This window comes from Kitasatospora sp. NPDC087861 (assembly GCF_044742585.1).
Taxonomy (GTDB): Bacteria; Actinomycetota; Actinomycetes; order Streptomycetales; family Streptomycetaceae; genus Kitasatospora.
On the sequence record NZ_JBIUUS010000038.1, the window covers coordinates 48,989 to 66,685 of the forward strand.

General features: G+C 75.7%; 15 protein-coding genes. 7 read left to right on the forward strand and 8 right to left on the reverse strand.

What is annotated here, in order from left to right:
- Positions 1-8: 8 nt before the first annotated feature.
- The 3 genes from ACIOJE_RS34540 to ACIOJE_RS34550 are packed head-to-tail and all read right to left on the reverse strand — an operon-like array spanning position 9 to position 4,517.
- The gene (locus ACIOJE_RS34540; protein ID WP_280685696.1) at positions 9-566 is read right to left on the reverse strand and encodes a GAF domain-containing protein; all 558 of its coding nucleotides are present in this window, start codon (positions 564-566) and stop codon (positions 9-11) included.
- A complete protein-coding gene (locus tag ACIOJE_RS34545; protein ID WP_400781711.1) occupies positions 550-1,407 on the reverse strand; it encodes a S8 family peptidase in 858 nt (285 codons plus the stop codon). The genes ACIOJE_RS34540 and ACIOJE_RS34545 overlap by 17 nt, the downstream gene beginning before the upstream one ends.
- Positions 1,404-4,517 (reverse strand): adenylate/guanylate cyclase domain-containing protein, encoded by a 3,114-nt coding sequence (locus ACIOJE_RS34550; RefSeq protein WP_400781713.1) that lies wholly within the window; start codon positions 4,515-4,517, stop codon positions 1,404-1,406. The genes ACIOJE_RS34545 and ACIOJE_RS34550 overlap by 4 nt, the downstream gene beginning before the upstream one ends.
- 331 nt (positions 4,518-4,848) lie before the next feature.
- Here ACIOJE_RS34550 and ACIOJE_RS34555 point away from each other — a divergent pair, with 331 nt between their 5' ends.
- From ACIOJE_RS34555 to lanKC, 3 genes are all read left to right on the forward strand, one after another.
- Entirely contained in the window at positions 4,849-5,025 is a 177-nt protein-coding gene (locus ACIOJE_RS34555) for a hypothetical protein (protein WP_400781716.1), read from the forward strand.
- Between the two features lie 146 nt (positions 5,026-5,171).
- Positions 5,172-6,392: an MFS transporter gene (locus ACIOJE_RS34560; RefSeq protein ID WP_280685700.1), complete on the forward strand. Its 1,221-nt coding sequence runs from the start codon at positions 5,172-5,174 to the stop codon at positions 6,390-6,392.
- Positions 6,393-6,585: 193 nt separating this feature from the next.
- The gene (gene lanKC / locus ACIOJE_RS34565; protein WP_400781719.1) at positions 6,586-9,111 is read left to right on the forward strand and encodes a class III lanthionine synthetase LanKC; all 2,526 of its coding nucleotides are present in this window, start codon (positions 6,586-6,588) and stop codon (positions 9,109-9,111) included.
- Between the two features lie 24 nt (positions 9,112-9,135).
- Here lanKC and ACIOJE_RS34570 read toward each other — a convergent pair whose 3' ends face one another.
- Positions 9,136-10,962 carry a BTAD domain-containing putative transcriptional regulator gene (locus ACIOJE_RS34570; protein WP_400781721.1) on the reverse strand — a complete coding sequence of 609 codons (1,827 nt, stop codon included), beginning with the start codon at positions 10,960-10,962 and terminating at the stop codon, positions 9,136-9,138.
- A gap of 491 nt (positions 10,963-11,453) precedes the next feature.
- Between ACIOJE_RS34570 and ctaD the strand changes: the two genes are divergently transcribed.
- From ctaD to ACIOJE_RS34590, 4 genes are all read left to right on the forward strand, one after another.
- Positions 11,454-13,265 (forward strand): cytochrome c oxidase subunit I, encoded by a 1,812-nt coding sequence (gene ctaD, locus ACIOJE_RS34575; protein ID WP_400781738.1) that lies wholly within the window; start codon positions 11,454-11,456, stop codon positions 13,263-13,265.
- Between the two features lie 142 nt (positions 13,266-13,407).
- On the forward strand, positions 13,408-13,935 hold the full coding sequence (locus tag ACIOJE_RS34580) for a hypothetical protein (protein WP_400781723.1): 528 nt from the start codon (positions 13,408-13,410) through the stop codon (positions 13,933-13,935).
- Between the two features lie 196 nt (positions 13,936-14,131).
- Entirely contained in the window at positions 14,132-14,851 is a 720-nt protein-coding gene (locus tag ACIOJE_RS34585) for a response regulator (RefSeq protein ID WP_400781726.1), read from the forward strand.
- A gap of 102 nt (positions 14,852-14,953) precedes the next feature.
- Positions 14,954-15,385 (forward strand): pyridoxamine 5'-phosphate oxidase family protein, encoded by a 432-nt coding sequence (locus ACIOJE_RS34590; protein WP_400781728.1) that lies wholly within the window; start codon positions 14,954-14,956, stop codon positions 15,383-15,385.
- A 180-nt stretch (positions 15,386-15,565) separates the two neighbouring features.
- Here ACIOJE_RS34590 and ACIOJE_RS34595 read toward each other — a convergent pair whose 3' ends face one another.
- From ACIOJE_RS34595 to ACIOJE_RS34610, 4 genes are all read right to left on the reverse strand, one after another.
- The gene (locus ACIOJE_RS34595; protein WP_280685707.1) at positions 15,566-16,018 is read right to left on the reverse strand and encodes an SRPBCC family protein; all 453 of its coding nucleotides are present in this window, start codon (positions 16,016-16,018) and stop codon (positions 15,566-15,568) included.
- A 164-nt stretch (positions 16,019-16,182) separates the two neighbouring features.
- Positions 16,183-16,338 carry a hypothetical protein gene (locus tag ACIOJE_RS34600; protein WP_280685708.1) on the reverse strand — a complete coding sequence of 52 codons (156 nt, stop codon included), beginning with the start codon at positions 16,336-16,338 and terminating at the stop codon, positions 16,183-16,185.
- 57 nt (positions 16,339-16,395) lie between these two features.
- Positions 16,396-16,683, reverse strand: coding sequence for a hypothetical protein (locus ACIOJE_RS34605; protein ID WP_280685709.1), 288 nt, complete (start codon positions 16,681-16,683; stop codon positions 16,396-16,398).
- A gap of 234 nt (positions 16,684-16,917) precedes the next feature.
- On the reverse strand, positions 16,918-17,697 hold a 780-nt coding region (locus tag ACIOJE_RS34610; RefSeq protein ID WP_400781732.1), incomplete at its 5' end, for a hypothetical protein.

Sequence of the window (17,697 nt, forward strand, 5' to 3'; positions counted from 1 at the left end):
GGCACGCCCTACGGCTGACGGCGCAGCAGCTCCTCCAGATCGGCCAGCAGGTCGAGCGCGGCGGCGCGGTCGGGCACCGCCGCCGGGGCGGGCGCGCGCTCGGCGATCACCCGCAGGGCGGCGGCGGCCTGGCGGGCGAACAGGGCGAGCAGGTCCAGCTCGGGCAGGCTGGCCCGGGCCTGCGGGGCCGGGTCCAGCACCTCCAGGACGCCCAGCACCTTGCTGCCGTGCGTCAGCGGCGCCGCCATCAGCGCGTTCGGCACGTACGCGGTGGACTCGGCGAACGCCCGGTCGAAGGTGCGGTTGGCGCCCAGGTCGTCGACCACCATCGGCTCGCCCGAGGCGGCGACCCAGCCCGCGATGCCGCTGCCCGCCGGGAACCGGCGGCCCACCAGGGACTCCTCGCCGCGCCCCGAGACGGCCTGGAACACCAGCTCGCCGGCCGCCTCGTCGAGCAGGCAGACCGAACCGGCCTCGGCGCCGAAGATCGCGCGGGCCACGTCCACCACGGACTGCAGCAGCTCGCGGGCCAGCGGGTCGACGGCGGGATCAGTGCTGAGGGTCATCGGGCGCCTCCGTGGTGGGGGTGGACGGGCGGGTGCCGCCGCCGACCTGGACGTTGGCCGCGGTGAGGTAGAGCGCGCTCTTCAGCTGGAACGTCGTCAGCCTCGGGCGGCCGGACAGGATGCGGGCGCACAGCCCGGCGACGTACGGGGTGGCGAAGCTGTTGCCGGTGGTACGGATGGTGGCGCCGCCGAGCCAGGGCACCCGGACGTTCTGGCCGGGGGCGAAGAACTCGACCGGCGGCGCCGGGTTGTACAGGTGCAGGGCCGGGTCGTCCTCCTGGTGGCTGCCGACCGAGATGACCGAGGAGAACCGCCAGGGGTAGCTCTCCACCGGGGTGTTGTGGGCGGAGGCGACGATCGCGGTGCGGGCGAAGAACGCGTCGTCGGCGATCGCGTGCAGCTCCTCCAGGAAGCGGGTCCGGGTGGTGGAGAGGCTGAGGTTGACGACGTCGAAGCCCTGCTCGACGGCCCAGCGCAGACCGGCGATCAGCATGTCGCCGGTGCCGGTGAAGCGCTCGCCCAGCACCCGGACGCTGTAGAGCTCGCAGTCCGGGGCGGTGCGGCGGATGATGCCCGCGCAGGCGGTGCCGTGGCCGCAGGTGTCGCCGGTGTGGTCGGGGCGGATCACCAGCTCCCGGGTGGTCGGGTCCTTGACCACCGCCCAGGAGCCGTCCAGCGGGCCGACCAGCGGGTGGTCCGGCTCGATGCCGGAGTCCACGACGCAGACCCGCACCCCCTTGCCGGTGCTCCCGCCGTCCGGGGCGGCGGTGTCGGCGAGCACCGGGAGGTCCGCGGCGGCCCGGCCACGCAGGCTCCAGGTGAGGCCGGCCGGGCCGCTCACCGGGTGCCCCCGAGGCGCTCGGCCCGGCGCACACCCGGCAGGTGGCCCTTGGCGGCGAACCGGTCCCGGGCGGTGGCGGCCGCCACGGCGGCCTCCGCGGGCCGGTCGAGCAGCAGCAGCGCGTGGGCGCGGTCCAGCGCGGTGAGCGCCTGTAGCAGCAGCGACTCGGTGGCCTCGGCGGCCCGGACGGCGGACCCGGTCAGCTCCAGTGCCGGCTCGGCCTCGCCCCCGGCGGCGGCGAGCCGGCCGCGCAGCGCGTCCAGCTCGATCGCCAGCACCGGCGGCAGCGCGGCCGCGGCGTCGACACCGTCCAGGTGGCGGGCGGCCGGGCCCGGGCGGTCGGTGTCCAGCAGGACGCGGGCGGTGGTGAGGGCGAGCCGGGGCAGCGGGGCGGCGGCGCCCAGCCGGCGGGCGACCTCGGCGGCGTCGGCGAGCAGGTCCAGGGCCTGCCCGGTCTGGCCGGTGGCCGCCGCGGCCTGGGCGGTCAGGGCCGGCAGCGAGATCATCGCGTCGGCCAGCGACAGCTCGCCCGCCAGGCCGTTGGCCTCGGCCAGCAGCAGCTCGGCCTCGCCGGGCCGGTCGCGCAGGGCGAGCAGGACGGCCAGCGGGCCGTTCAGCGCGACCCGGACGGTCCGGTGGCCGGCGCCGTGCCCGGCGAGCAGGGCCCGCAGCCGGAAGACGGCGTTCGGCACGGGCTCGGGGCCCGCCAGCAGCGAGGCGGCCAGGGCGGCCAGCACGGCGGCCCGGTCCAACTCGGCGTCGGTGCGGGCGGCGTGGCCGAGGGCGTCGTCCAGCAGCCGCTCCGCCTCGGTGTGCCGACCTGCCAGCAGGTGCTCCTCGGCCAGCCGCAGCCGGGCGCGGGCCTGGCCGAGGTCGTCCCCGAGGTCGGTGAACAGCGGCAGGACGGCGCGGGCGGTGGCGGCGGGCTGCTCCGGGCCGGGCGGCAGACCGCGGGCGGCCAGGGCGAGCCGGGCGTGCGCGGCGTCCAGCGGGTCGGCGGCCGAATCGCGGACCTGCGCCAGGACGGGCAGGGCCTCCTCGGCGCGGCCGAGCGCCAGCCGGGCCTCGCCGAGGCGGCGCAGGGTGGGGCCGGCGGTGCGCTCGTTCGGGTAGTGCAGCCGGACGGCGCGCTCCAGCAGGTCGGTGGCGGCGGGCAGGTCGGCGTGGCCGAGGGCCTGCGCGCCGGCCAGGCCGAGCGCGGCCGCCGCGCGGGTGCGCAGGGAGTCCGTCCGGGCGTCCAGCAGGCCGAGTTCGAGCCGGTAGCGGTGGGCGCGCTCCAGGTGGCCGCCGACGGCGGCGGCCCCGGCGGCGCGGACGGCCGGCAGGTCGGCGGCGCGCTCGTGGCGCTCGGCGCGGGCGCGCTTGGACATCGACTGGTAGACCGACTCCTGGACCAGGCCGCTGCTGAACCGGAAGCTGGTGCCGGCCGGTTCGACCAGGCGGCGCTCGGCCAGCCGGGCGAGCGCGGCGTGCAACCGCGGCGGGGTGGCGTCGCCGGTCTCGGGCAGGCCGGGGAGGCCGTCGATCGGGCCGGTGAAGACGTCGTCCTCGGGGTCGGCGAAGACGTCCTGGTCGGCGCCGCCGTGGGCGAGTTCGGCGAGTTCGGCGGCGGTGAAGGCACGGCCGAGGACGGCGGAGAGGTCCAGGGTGGTGCGCTCGTCCCGCTCCAGGTCGTCGATCCGGGCGCTGAGCAGCGCCCGGCCGGTGGGCGGGAGTTCGTCGGCGAGGGTGGGGCCGTCCGCCTCGGTGAGGGCGGCCAGCAGTTCCTCCAGGTGCAGCGGGTTGCCCTCGGCGCGCTCCAGGAGGCGGGTCGGCACCGCGTCCTGGTGGGCGCTCAGCTCGGTCAACTGGGCGGCCAGCAGGGCCGACTCGTCCCAGGACAGGCCGCCGACCGGCAGCGCCGGCAGCTCCGGGCGGGAGGCCGGGAGCTCGGGGCGGGTCAGGCAGAGCAGCAGCACCGGGGCCGGGCCGAGTGCGGCGACCAGCCGCTCGGCGGCGTCCAGCAGCACCGGGCCGGCCCACTGGCAGTCGTCCAGGACGAGCACAGCCGGGCGCTCGACGGTGCGCCCGCGCAGGATCGCGGCCAGCCGGTCCAGGGACTCCTCGGCGCCCACCCCCGGGGCGGTGGCCGCGTCCAGCCGGGCCAGCGCCTCGACGGGCGCGGTCGCCCCCCGGTCGCCCAGCAGGGCCCGGACGGCGTCCGCCAGCGGGGCCAGGACGCCCTGCTCGCCGTAGCTGCGGCAGCGGCCGGTGCCGCAGCGCGCGCTGTGCCGCCCCACCCGCTCCTGCCACTCGCGCACCAGCCGGGTCTTGCCGATCCCGGCCTCGCCGACGACCAGCAGCAGCTCGGCGCCGTGGCCGCCGGCCGTCCGGGCCAACGCAGCGTCCAACTGGGCGAGTTCGCGCTCGCGGCCGACCAGCGGGACGTCGAAGCGGCGCAGCAGCTCGGGGTCGTCCTCGTCCAGCCCGACCAGGCGGTAGGCGGTGACCGGCTCGGTCTTGCCCTTGAGCCGCAGCGGGCCGACCTCGTGCACCTGGGCGGCCGGCCCGGCCGCGCGCAGGGTCTGCGGGCCGATCAGCACCTGGCCGGGCGCGGCCTGGGTCTGCAGCCGGGCGGCGATGTTCACCGTCTCGCCGGAGATCAGGGCCTGGCGCGCCGAGGCGTCCGAACCCGCCACCACCTGGCCGGTGTTGACGCCGATCCGGACGTCCAGGCGGACCCCGAGGGTGGCGTCCAGCTCGGTGTTGAGGTCCTCCAGGTCCTCCAGCATGGCGAGCGCGGCGGCCAGCGCCCGGTGGGCGTCGTCCTCGCGGATCACCGGGACGCCGAACACCGCCATCACCGCGTCCCCGATGAACTTCTCCAAGGTGCCGCCGTGCGCCTCGATCTGACGGTGCATCCGCTCGAAGTAGCGCAGGATCACCTCGCGCAGGGTCTCCGGGTCGAGCGCGCCGGACAGGGCGGTGGAGTCGACCAGGTCGCAGAAGACCACCGTGACCAGCTTGCGCTCCTCGGCGGCCAGGTCGAGGGCGGCGGCCCGGGAGGTGCCGCAGGAGGGGCAGAACTGGTCGTTCGTGCTCGCGAGTTGGGCGCAGAGTGGGCAGGGCATGGCGGCAGTCCTTCGCTAGTCCTTCGCGGTGCGGGGAACGCGGGGCGGGTCCGGGCGTGCGGGCGTGCCGGGCCAGGCTCCCCGGGCCGGCTTCGGGCCCGGTTCGCAGCCGGCTTGCGGGTGGTATGGCCGCAGCTCGGAGCGGGTGCGGGGGCCCGCCGGGCGGGCCCGTGGGGCCGACGGGGGCCGTCGACGGCGCCGTGACCTGCGGCCATACCGCCGCCGTACCGGTTCCCAGGCCGTGCGCAGCCCCACGTCCCTACCGTCTTCAGCACGGCGGACCACCCTCCGTCGAACCCCTACCGATCAACCCAGTGAAGGGAGTTCAGCCATGGCCGAGAACATCGACCAGACCGTCGGCGAGGACGGCGAGGAGACCCCCGAGGTCGAGGCGCACGCCGCCAACGTCCTGGACCTGCAGGCGATGAAGGTCCTTCAGGACGCCTCCGACGGCAACTGCTTCAGCCTGATCAGCTACGTCAACTCCGCCGAGACCTCCGCCTCCTGACCGGCGGCAGGTCAGCGGTGTCCGGCACGGGCGCGGTCGCACCACCGCCCCCGACCGCCGGGCGGCGCAAGGCGTTCCGGGGCGGTCCTGCCGACGCGGGACCGCCCCGGCCCGATTCCACCACCCCCCCACGCCGGAGGACGGCCATGGAGCCCACCCCGCTCTCCCGTAACCGGGACTTCCGACTGCTCTGGGTCGGCGGCCTGCTGGCCTCGCTCGGCTCCCAACTCGCCTCGATCGCCCTGCCCCTGCTGGTCCTGCGGGAGACCGGATCGGCCGCCCAGGCGGGCGCCATCGGCACCGTGTCGGTCGGCGCACTGCTGCTCACCATGCTGCCCGGCGGCGTCCTCGCCGACCGGATCGAGCGACGCCGGCTGATGCGGGTGTGCGACGTCGGCAGCCTGCTCGCCGTCACCGCGCTGGTGATCGCCGTCCTGCGGGGCCACACCCCGCTGCCGCTGGTCCTGCTGGTGGCCGCCGCCGGGGCGCTGATCGCCAGCACCTACGGACCCGCCGCCGGTGGCCTGCTGCGGGCGGCGGTGCCGCGCGAACAAGTCCGCGCGGCCTCCTCCCGGATGCAGGCGCGCGGCGCCGCCGCCCGGCTGATCGGGCCGCTCGGCGGCGGCGCGCTGTTCGCCTGGCACCCGGTGCTGCCCTTCCTCGCGGAGGGCGTCGGGCTGCTGCTCTCCACCATCTGCGTGGCGCTGATGCGCACCCGCTCGGTGCCCGCCGCCAGGAGCGGGGCGGTGTTCAGCCGCAGCGAGCTGACCGCCGGGCTGACCTTCATCTGGCGCCAGCCCTACCTGCGCACCCTGCTGCTGATCTTCGGGCTCGGGATGAACTTCGCGTTCAGCGCGCTGATGTTCGCCACCCTGGCCGTCGCCTCCGACGGCGGCCGCTCCGGCGTCGGCGGCGGCACCGTGGTCTCCTGCACCGCGGCCGGTGCCCTCGCAGGCGCGCTGCTCGCCCCGAAGCTGGACGCCAGGGCGCGCGACGGCAGCCTGGTGGCGCTCAGCTGCTGGGCGGCCGCCGCCACCGCAGGCGTGCTGGTGCTCACCCGGGTGCCGGTGCTGATCGGGCTGCTCTGCGCGGTGTGCATGTGCCTGTCCACGGTCGCCAGCATCGGCTTCGTCTCGGGCATGCTGCTCGCCGCGCCGCCCGACCGGATCGGCCGGGTGCAGAGCGCCGCCGGCTTCCTCTCCACCCTGGTCCAGCCGTTCGGCCCGCTGGCGGGCGGCGCGCTGCTCGGCACCCTCGGCGGCACCAGGACCTTCGCCCTGCTGGCGCTCGGCATCGCGCTCTGCGCGGCCGTGGTCACCTGGGCGCCGCCGGTCCGGCGCGGCCCGGCGCCGGTGCCCGCCGTCTGAGACCGCCTGGCACATGGTGGGTGGGTGAAGGAGCGGCGTTGGGGTGCGTGCATCGCAAGGCGGAGGAGGGAGTAGCAGCGGAGCTGCGGCGACTGACGACAACGCGGCGAGGTGCGTGCCCCAACTCCGCGACGCCGCTCACCATGTGTCAGGCGGTCTGAACCGTCCAGCGACCCGGAAGAGGAGGCGTGCCATGGCCGGCGCCCAGGAGACCCAGCTGTACTGTCTCGCCGACCCGACGTACTACGACACCCCCGGCCGGCTCCGCGACCGGGGCGACCGGTACCCGCTGGGGCTCGGCGCGCCGCCCGCCGGCTGGCGGCGCGAGCAGCGCGGGCTGTGGACGGCGCTGCGGCCGGACGGCGCCCGGCTGCCGGAGCAGGGCTGGAAGATCCACGTCTCGGCCGTTCCGGAGGAGGCCGAGGAGACGCTGGCGGCCGTCGCGCGGATCTGCACGGCGCGCCGGACGACCTTCAAGTTCCTGCGCGGCGACGCGGCGCTGCGGGTCGCGAACGGCAAGTACACGGGGCGCGGGAGCAGCGGCAAGTTCGTCACCGTCTACCCGGAGTCGGAGGCGGAATTCCTCGCGGTGGCCGGGGAGTTGGCCGAGGTGCTGGCGGGCCGCCGAGGGCCGTACGTGCTCACCGACCTGCGGATCGGGACGGCCCCGGTGTACGTGCGCTACGGCGCCTTCGTCGAGCTGTGGTGCCAGGACGGCGACGGGCGGCCCGTCCCTGCGCTGCGCGACCCGTCCGGCGCGCTCGTCCCCGATCGGCGCGACCCGGTGTTCCGGCTGCCCGCCTGGGTCGAGCCGCCCGAGGCGCTGCGCCCGCACCTGGCCGCCCGGGAAGCGGCCGGCGGTGACCTCCCGTACCGGATCGTCGAGGTGCTGCAGTTCTCCAGCGCCGGCGGGATCTACCTCGGCGAGCACCGGAGCACCGGGGAGCGGGTGGTGCTGCGCGAGGCCCGCCCGTACGCCGGGCTGGACGCCGCCGGGGACGATGCCGTGACCCGCCTGCGGCGTGAGCGCCGGGCGCTGGAACGGCTCGCCGGCCTGGACTGCGTGCCCCGGCTGCACGAGGTCCGCACCGTCTGGGAGCACACCTTCCTCGTCCAGGAGCACATCGAGGGCGTCCAGCTGTACGCCGAGGCGATCCGGCGCTATCCGCTGGTGCACCAGAACTGCACCGCCGAGCAGCGGGCCGAGTACGCCGGGTGGGTGGCCGGGGTCGTCGCCGGGCTGGAGAAGGCGCTCGGCGCCCTGCACGAGCGCGGCGTCCGGTTCGGGGACCTGCACCCGGCCAATGTCATCGTCCGGCCGGACGGCTCGGTGGTGCTCGTCGACTTCGAGTACGCGGACGAGCTCACCGGCCGCCGGGTGCCGCTGGCCGGCGCGGGCGGACTCCAGCCCCCGCCCGGGCTCGACGGCGCCGACGCCGACCGCTACATGCTCTGGGCCACCTGGCTGATGCTGCTGATGCCGGTGACGGAACTGGCCGAGCGCGACCCCGGCAAGCTGGCCGGACTGGAACGGCGGGCCCGGGACTGGTTCGGGCTCGGGCCGGAGGAGGGGCCGGTGCGGCCGGGTGCCGTGGCGCTGGTGGAATCGGTCGCCGAGCGGCGGGTGCGGGACCTGCTCGCCGGGCCCGCACTCGACGCGGTCGGCGACGAACTCGTCGCCGGGATCCACGCCGGGGCCACACCCGACCGGCCCGACCGGCTCTTTCCCGGCGACCCGGCCGGATTCGCCGACGGCGGCACCGGCGTCGCGCACGGCGCGGCCGGCGTGCTGTACGCGCTGCACCGGGCCGGGGCGCCCTGCCCGGAGGAGTACACGGACTGGCTGGTCGCGGCGATGCGGCGGCGCGGCCCCCGGCCGGGCGCGGGCGGCCTGTACGACGGGCCGCTCGGGGTGGCGGCGGTCCTGGCCCGGATCGGGCGCGCCGAGGAGGCGGTCGAGCTGGTCGCACAGGTCCGCGAGGCCCGGCCCGCGCCCACCGTCGCCCTGTACGGCGGGCGGGCCGGCACCGCGCTCGCCCGGCTGCGACTCGCCGACACCCTCGGGAGCCCGCGCGAACTCGCGGACGCCCTCGCCGACGCGCGGGCGCTCGACGCGGTGCTGCGCGGCGAGGCCGTCGCCGGGCTCGCCGAGCCGGCGGCGGCCGGACTGCTGTACGGGCTCGCGGGGATCGCCCTGGTGCAGCTGAGGCTGTACCAGCGGACCGGCGAGGACTGGCTGCTGGCCTCGGGGCGCGCGGCGCTGGCCCGGGCCATGGCGCAGTGCGTGCGGGTGCCGGACGGGTCCGTCCAGGTCCTCGACCGGGGGCGGCGGCTGGCCTACCTCGACCGGGGCAGCAGCGGGATCGCGCTGGTCGCCCGGGAGTACCAGGCGCTCGGCGCGGGCGGGTTCGACGGGTTCCTGGCCGATGTGCGGCGGGTGTGCGCACCCGGGTTCGTCCGGGAGCCAGGGCTGTTCCGGGGCCGGACCGGGCTGCTGCTGGCGTTGGACCGGCTGGGTGGGGCGGCGAGCCGGGAGAGCGTCCTCGGGCAGGTGCGGAAGCTGCAGTGGCACCTGGTGGCGCGGCCGGAGGGGCTGCTCGTCCCGGGGATGCGGCTGCGGCGGTTCTCGGCGGACCTGCACACCGGGGCGGCGGGCGTGCTGCTGGCCCTGCGGGCGCTGGAGGGCGGGGAGTCGCTGGACGTGCTGACGCTGGGGTGAGGGGCGCGGTGGGCCGGGCCGGCTTCAGGTGAGGGTGTCGGCGAGGGTCGTGGCGTGTTCGCGGGCGTGGAGGTGGGTGAGACGGGGGAGGGCGTAGAGGGCGGCGTGGGCGGTGACCTCGCCGGTGGGGGAGGTGACGGCGCCGGTGTCGGTGAGGGCCTCCAGGGCGCGCAGGGCGAGGCGTTCGGGGCGGCCGAGGGCGGCGGCGGCCTCGGGGAGGGTGAAGAGCAGGGAGAGCGGGAGGGCGGCGAGGCGGCCGAGGGCGAGGCGCCCCTGGTCGGTGAGGTCGCGCCAGCCGGAGTCGAGGCGGGCGCGGACGGTGACGTCCCCGGCGACGAGTTCGTCCAGGGCGCCGGCCGGGTCGGCGAGGCGGGCCGCGTACTCGGCGAGCGGCAGGTGGCGCAGGACGGCGAGCCGGGTGCCGGCGACCCGGACGGCGAGCGGCAGCAGCCCGCAGGCCTCGGCGATCCGGGCGGCCGCCGCGCGGTCGGCGCCGATCCGCCCGGTGCCGACGATCCGGCCGAGCAGGTCGAGGGCTTCGGCGGGGGCGAAGGGCGGGACGGTGACCCGGTGCACCGAGGCCAGCCCGGCGAGTTGGCTGCGGGAGGTGACGAGGGTGGCGCTCGGGCCGAAGCCCGGCAGCAGTTCGCGGACCACGGCCTCGCCGGGGGCGTCGTCGAGGATCAGCAGCATCCGGCGTCCGGCCAGTGCGGCCCGCCAGAGGGCGGCGGCCTGGGCCGGGTCGGCCGGGCCGGGGCCCGACCGGCCGGTGAGGACGGCGAGTTCGGCGAGGACGTCGGCGAGCGGGCGCGGGGTACCGTCCGCGGTGCGCAGCCGGATCAGCAGCCGGCCGTCCGGGAAACGGTCGGCGAGCAGGTGTCCGGCGTGCACGGCCAGGGCGGTCTTGCCGATGCCGGCCGGGCCGGAGAGTACCGCGACGCGTTCGCCGCTTTCGCCCAACTCGTCGATCAACTGGCGTAGTTCGGCGGAGCGACCGGTGAAGTCGGCGGTGCCGGCGGGTAGCAGCGCGCTGTTCGGGCCGGCGTTCTGTGCCGGTCCGGAGGTGGCGGGCCGGGCGGGACCGCGGGCGAGCAGCTGCCGGTAGCGGGTGGTCAGGGCGGGGCTGGGTTCCAGTCCCAACTCGCGGGCGAGCAGCTGGCGGTGGGCGTCGTAGACGGCGAGTGCCTCGGCCTGTCGGCCGGACAGGTGCAGGGCGTTCATCCGGGCGGCCTGGAGGCGTTCGCGCAGCGGGTGGCGTTCGGCCAGTTCGGCGAGTTCCTCGGCGACGGCCGTGGCGTTGCCGAGCTCCAACTCGGTCTCCGCCCAGTCCTCGTGGACGCCGAGGCAGCGGGCCTCCAGCCGGTCGGCCTCCGCCTCGACGGCGGGCGAGCAGCGCAGGTCGGCGAGCGGCGGGCCCTGCCACAGGTCGAGGGCCTGGCGCAGCAGCCGGGCGGCGGGGGCGAGCGCGCCGCCGTCGGCGGCGGCCCGGCCGGCCCGGGCGAGGGCGCGGAACTGCAGGACGTCGAGCTCGGGTTCGGCGACCCGCAGCAGGTAGCCTCCGGCGGTGTGGGCCAGCCGGTCGGGGCCGGCGCCGCGGCCGAGCAGGGTGCGCAGGGTGCAGATGTAGACCTGGAGGTTCTTACGGGCGGTGCGCGGCGGTTCCTCGGGCCAGACCGCGTCGGTGAGCAGGTCGACCGGGACGGCCGTGTTGGCGCGGCTCAGCAGGACGGCGAGCACCAGCCGCTGCTTGAGCGGGCCGAGGGCGAGCGGCCGGCCGTCCACCTCGCCGGTCAGCGGGCCGAGCACGGAGAAGCGCGGCCGGGCGGGGGCGGCGGGCTGGGCCAGGGGCATCGGCGTACCTCCGGGGCGTGGGTGGGGGCGTGCGGGGGCGTGACCGGCGGTGGTGCGGCGTGGGCGCAGGCTACTTGACGGCCGATCCGATCTGTAGGGCACGGAATCGGACCGGTTCGGTCACCCGACCCGCACACTTCGGTCACCCGGGGGAGGGGACGTCAGGGGGTGGCGGCCGCCGCGGTGTGCGGTGTCGCGGCAGGTGGGGCGGGGCGGGCGGGGGCGGCGGGGTGCGGCGGTGGGCCGGCGGCGGGGGCGCGGGCCGACTACCGGTCAGGGGTGGTCCGGGGGCGCGGGCGCGGGGCGCTTCCGGTGTTTCTCCAGCGGCGCTCGTCGACGGGGTGAGCGTCGCCCGAGGGACCGGGGCGTCGGCGGGAGGCCACCGGAGGTCCCGGTCCGGGCGCCGGAACGCGGGCCGAGCGGCCCCGGGCGCGCGGGCCGAACGGCCCTAGGGCGCCGGTGCGGTGCGTCCCGATCATGGATCGCCAGCTATTCGCACGACGTTCCTAAGGAGTGCGTCCTTGAGCGCCACCCCGGCACAGGGCGACCCCACGCCACCGCCAACCGCCGTACCACCGGAGTCGGTTCGGGCCCGACGGCCCCGTTCGGCCGTGGTCAGACTGCTGACCACCACCGACCACAAGACGATCGGCTCCATGTACCTGGTGTCGGCGTTCGGGTTCTTCCTGATCGGCGGTGTCCTGGCGCTGGTCATGCGCGCCGAACTCGCCCGGCCCGGCACCCAGATCCTCTCCAACGAGCAGTTCAACCAGGCCTTCACCATGCACGGCTCGGTGATGCTGCTGCTCTTCGCGATGCCGCTGTTCACCGGCTTCGCCAACTGGATCATGCCGCTGCAGATCGGCGCCCCGGACGTCGCCTTCCCGCGGCTGAACATGCTGTCCTTCTGGCTGTTCATGTTCGGCTCGCTGATCGCCGCCGCCGGCTTCGCGACCCCGCAGGGCGCCGCCGACTTCGGCTGGTTCCTCTACGCGCCGCTGTCCGACGCTGTCCACTCGCCCGGCGTCGGCGCCGACATGTGGATCATGGGTGTGACGCTCTCCGGCTTCGGCAGCATCCTCGGCGCGGTCAACTTCATCACCACGATCATCTGCATGCGCGCCCCCGGGCTGACCATGTTCCGGATGTCCATCTTCTGCTGGAACGTGCTGCTCACCTCGGTGCTGGTGCTGCTGGTCTTCCCCGTCCTGGCCGCCGCGCTGCTCGCCCTCGAATGCGACCGCAAGTTCGGCTCGCACGTCTTCGACCCGGCCAACGGCGGGGCGATGCTGTGGCAGCACCTGTTCTGGTTCTTCGGCCACCCCGAGGTGTACATCCTGGCGCTGCCGTTCTTCGGGATCGTGTCGGAGATCATCCCGGTGTTCAGCCGCAAGCCGATGTTCGGCTACGCGGGGCTGATCGCCGCCACGGTCGCCATCGCGGGCCTGTCGGTGACGGTGTGGGCGCACCACATGTACGTCACCGGGCAGGTGCTGCTGCCCTTCTTCTCCTTCATGACCTTCCTGATCGCCGTCCCGACCGGGGTCAAGTTCTTCAACTGGGTCGGCACCATGTGGAAGGGCTCGCTCAGCTTCGAGACACCGATGCTGTGGACCGTCGGCTTCCTGGTCACCTTCCTGTTCGGCGGTCTCACCGGCGTGCTGCTCGCCGCCCCGCCGATCGACTTCCACGTCTCCGACTCGTACTTCGTCGTCGCCCACTTCCACTACACGCTGTTCGGCACGGTGGTCTACGCGATGATGGCGGGCTTCCACTTCTGGTGGCCCAAGATGACCGGCCGGAAGCTCGACGAACGGCTCGGCCGGATCAGCTTCTGGACCCTCACCATCGGCTTCCACGCCACCTTCCTGGTCCAGCACTGGCTCGGCGCCGAGGGCATGCCGCGCCGCTACGCCGACTACCTCGCCTCGGACGGCTTCACCACCCTCAACACCGTGTCCACCATCGGCTCCTTCCTGCTCGGGCTGTCGATCCTGCCGTTCCTCTACAACGTCTGGAAGACGGCCAGGTACGGCGAGAAGGTCGAGACCGACGACCCGTGGGGCTTCGGCCGCTCGCTGGAGTGGGCCACCTCCTGCCCGCCGCCGCGGCACAACTTCGTCCGGCTGCCGCGGATCCGCTCCGAGTCCCCGGCCTTCGACCTGCACCACCCCGACATCGCGGCGCGGGACGTCCTGGAGAACAGCGGCGCACCGGCCACCCACCTGGGCGACGTGACCCCGGCGGCCTACGACCGGCCGCGCACCCGGGCGGAGCGGGCGCGGTCCGCCGCGGACGGCTGACGCGGTCGCCACCCCCGAACGCCGCACACCCCGAACGCCGCACACCCCGAACGCCGCACACCCCGAACGCCGTCCCCGCCCGCCGCCCCGTCACCGGTCGGGCGGGGACGGCTCCACCCCTGCGACCCGGAAGGCCGGCCCCATGACCCACACCGTCCTCGCCATCGGTACCGCCGCCCTCACCGCGAGCGGCTGCGTCTGGTACCTGCCCGCCATCGCCGACCTCCAGGCCGGCGCCGACCGGCCCCGCTCCACCCGTACGGCCGCGGCCGCCTGCGTCCTCTGGTGGGCGGCCCTGGCGCTGGCCGGCGGGCTGCTGCTCGCCCAGCCCGACTGGCGGCCCGCCGCACAGATCGCCCTCGCCGGGCTGGTCGGCGGGGCGGCGCTGCGGGTCCGGGCCCGATGGGAACGGCGCGGGGAGCAGCGGGAGTGCGCCGTCCACTGGGCTGCGCTGGACGCCGGGCCGGCGCCGCGCTCCGGGCGCCCCGCCGCCGTCGCCCTCGCGGGGTGGCTGGTCGTCGGTGCGGCGGTCGCCTCGCTGGGCGCGGTGGCGATCCTGCTGTCGGGCGAGGGCGGCCAGGGCCTCCGGGTGGCGCTCGCGGCGGTCTGTGGGGCGGTGGTCGCGCTCGCCTTCCTGCTGGCGGGGCTGGGCAGCGCGCGGCGGCGCTGAGGCGTCCTGCGGTACGGGCGGCGCGTCTCCTCCGGGAGGCGCGCCGCTGCTGCGCTCCGGGGTGCGGGAGCGGCCCGGGGGCCGTTCGTCGGGCCGGAATGGGGTCGTTGGGCCCTGGGCCCGGGGCCGGTGACCGGGGATGATGCCGCTGGGCCCCGCCGGGAGTGTGCGGGGGTGACGAAGGTGGAGCCGCGTGATGGCGACCAAGACGGCGGGCGCCGAAGCGCCGGCGCCGGTCCGGGTGTTCCTGCTGGACGACCACGAGGTGGTGCGCCGCGGGGTGCACGACCTGCTGGACGGCGAACCGGACCTGGAGGTGGTCGGGGAGGCCGCCACCGCCGAGCAGGCGCTCGTCCGGGTGCCCGCGCTGCGGCCCGACGTGGCGGTGCTGGACGTCCGGCTGGGCGACGGGGACGGGGTGTCGGTCTGCCGGGAGCTGCGGTCCCGGGTGCCCGGGCTGGCCTGCCTGATGCTGACCTCCTTCGACGACGAGGAGGCACTGCTGGACGCCGTGATGGCGGGCGCCGCCGGATACGTGCTGAAGCAGATCAGCGGGACGGACCTGGTGGCCGCCGTCCGGACCGTCGCCTCGGGTCGCTCGATGCTCGACCCCGGTGCGGCCACCCGGCTGCTGAACCGCCTGCGCAACGACGCCGAACCCGCCCAGCCGGTCGTCACCGGGCCCGCCCTGACCGTGCGCGAGCAGGAGGTGCTGGCGCTGATCGGGGAGGGCCTGACCAACCGGCAGATCGGCGAGCGGCTCTACCTCGCCGAGAAGACGGTGAAGAACCACGTGTCGCGGCTGCTCGCCAAGCTGGGCGTGGAGCGGCGGGTGCAGGCGGCGCTGATCGCCACCGAGCTACGCCAGGCGTCGGCCGCCGCGCAGGCGTCGCAGCCGCGCTCCCGCTGGCGCTGACGGCCCGTCCGCCCACGGCCCGTCCGCTGCCGACTGGGTGGGACCCCCGGCGGGACCATCGGCCCTCGCGGCGAGGCCACCGCCGGGGCGAGCATCGAGGGCATGAACGGTGATCACGACCTGCTCGAACTTGACCGGGAGCGGGCGTTGGAGCTGCTGGCCCGGGCGGCGGTCGGCCGGGTGGTCTATACCATCCGAGCTCTCCCGGCGGTGCTGCCGGTGCGCTTCCGGCTGGACCTGTCGGACGGCGGCGGCGTCCTGCTCTCGGCCCCGGCCGGCTCCGAACTGGCGCGGGCCGTGGACGACGCCGTGATCGCCTTCGAGGCCGACGAGGTGGACGGCGCGGACGGCTCCGGCTGGTACGTCACCATCCTCGGCCGCGCCCAGGTCGGCCCCGCCGCCGGACGCACGCCCGGGGCCGTCCGGATCCGCATCCGCCCGGAACTGGTCGTCGGCCGGCGGCTCTCCCCGATCCGCTCGCACGAACCCGCCACGATCCGCCGCACTCCCGGTCGGGCGGGGGAGGCGAAGTGATCGACGGCGACGCCCAGGCCGTCGAGCGGCTGCCTGCCTTCCGTGCCTGAGGAGGTGCCACGACTCCAGCAGCGAGCGGGCCGTGCGGCGGAGTTCGAGTCTCCTATGCTCCACAGCGCCTAATACTCCAGCCGGACTTCTCCATTCCCGCTGGTCAGGGGGGGGCCGGGCGACGGGGCGTCAGTCGCAGTCCTCGGCGGCCGCCTTGAGGTCGCCCAGCCAGGCCTCCAGGCCCTGACGCAGGATCGCGGCCGCGGCCGGGACGTGCGCGTCGACCTGCGGCCCGGAGTGGGTCTCCTCGGTGCGCACCAGGACGCCGCCGGGGGCCGGGGTGAAGGTCCACACGTGCACGCCGTCGATGTGCAGTCCCTCGGCGACGGCGGGGCCGGTCCAGCGGATGCAGGCACCGGGCTTCAGCTGCCGGACGGTGGAGGTGATGTCCAGGGAAGGGCGGAGGTGGCCGGGGCGGGCGGCAGCGGGGTGGTCCAGTGGAACGCCGAGCCGTCCGCGCAGCGGGCCGTGATCCAGGCGTTCGACGCCGGCCACGGCCCGTTGCCAGGACGGCCAGCGGGCGGGCAGCGCGACGCTGACGATCGAGACGTCCAGCAGGGTCCTCGCGAGTCGCAGATCCAAGGGATGGTCCTGCCTCACCCCGCGCGGCGGCAGCCGGGTGGTCATCCGGGCCGACCCACGGATGCGCCGGGACGGCAACGGTGCTGCTCGTCCCTTCGTGCGGAAAGGGGAAGGCGGCCGGTCGAAGCGCCGACCGCCTTCGGTGCGCCCCGATGCCGGGCGCCTCACCGGGTGACGACGGTGATCGTTCCGGCGCCTCCTTCTCGGTGCTGTGCGGCCAGGGCTTCCTGGTAGGTGACGTACTGGCGAACGGTGCCGTCAGGCAGGTTCAGCTGGTAAACGACGGTTTGCGGTGATCCTCCGCCGCAGTTGCAGGCCATGAGTTCAGTGTCCTTTCCGGGTGCTGGGGTTCGGGTCTTCTGGAGAGGGGGCGTTGGTCAGTCCAGCCATCGTGAGGCCACACCCGCCAGGTACGAGATGCTGAGCGCGGTCGCCGGTATCCGGAACCACGGGCTGCCCTCCAGGCACGCGGCGCAGCCGGCCGCGACGGCGGACACCCAGACGCTCGAACACCAGCCGCAGGTGATCAGATAGGCGGCCTTGGACTCCTCGCCGAAGCGATCGGCGACCCAGATCCTGAGACCGCCCGCGAGGGTGTCCTTGGTCAGGAAACGGGTGACGCGGCAGGTGGCGCCGAGCGCGAGAAGGAACATGGTCAAGCTCATCGGGACAACTCCACTGACCAGGGACGCGGCAGTACGGTTGCGGGCGTGGCGGCGGGTACGGCGGCTTCTCCGCTACGCCCCCAGCGCGTCCGTCCCCCCGCCGTGCGAGGGCGGGGGGACGGACCTTCGAGGTCGGCTGCTCATCTGCGGACGATGAGGTCAGGCCTCACCTGGCTCGGCCACCAGTACCGGTCCGCGATCCACGTCCCGGGCCCGATAGGACCGGTCCGGTCACTACTGCGGCCGGCAGGGCAGCAGGGTGCCGGTCGACTGCAGCGTCGTGCCGCCGACGGTGGCGGTCGCGGTGAAGGCGCCGGATTGGACCTGAAGCAGGTTCAGGTCGGTGGTGAGGGTCGCGATCCCGGACGCGTCCGTCACCGCCGAGCCCACCGGCTGTCCGGCGATGAGGAAGTTCACCGTCACGCCGGCGGCCGCGGGAGTGAGCTGGGCCTTCAGTGTGGCGATGAAGGGGTACGGCTGCCCGTGCGAGGGGGTCGCCAGCGCGTGCTCCCAGTGGCCCCGCCAGCAGGACGGCAGCGCCTGCAGGCTCGCGGCGGGGCCGCCTACGCCGACGGTGATCGGGACGGGGAGCGAGACGACGTTGGTGCAGGTGCAGGTGGTGCCGGCCGCGGTGACGGTGGCGGTCAGCGACACCGGCCCGGCGGTGAGGAAGGTCATCGACCCGGTGGCGATGCCGAGTGCGCTGGTGGTGGCGGTCACCGGGGTGGCCCCGTCGCCGTTGAAGGTGACCGTCGCACCCGGAACGGGCACGCCGTTGCACAGCACCACCGCGGACACGACGGCGGGCTGGCCGGCGACCACCGGGGTCACCGGCGGCAGCAGGAACACCAGGCAGGTCGGCGGCGCGGTCACCGTGACGGTGACCGGGATGGAGACGACGTTGGTGCAGGTGCAGCCGGTGCCGGCCGCGGTGACGGTGGCGGTCAGCGACACCGGCCCGGCGGTGAGGAAGGTCATCGACCCGGTGGCGATGCCGAGTGCGCTGGTGGTGGC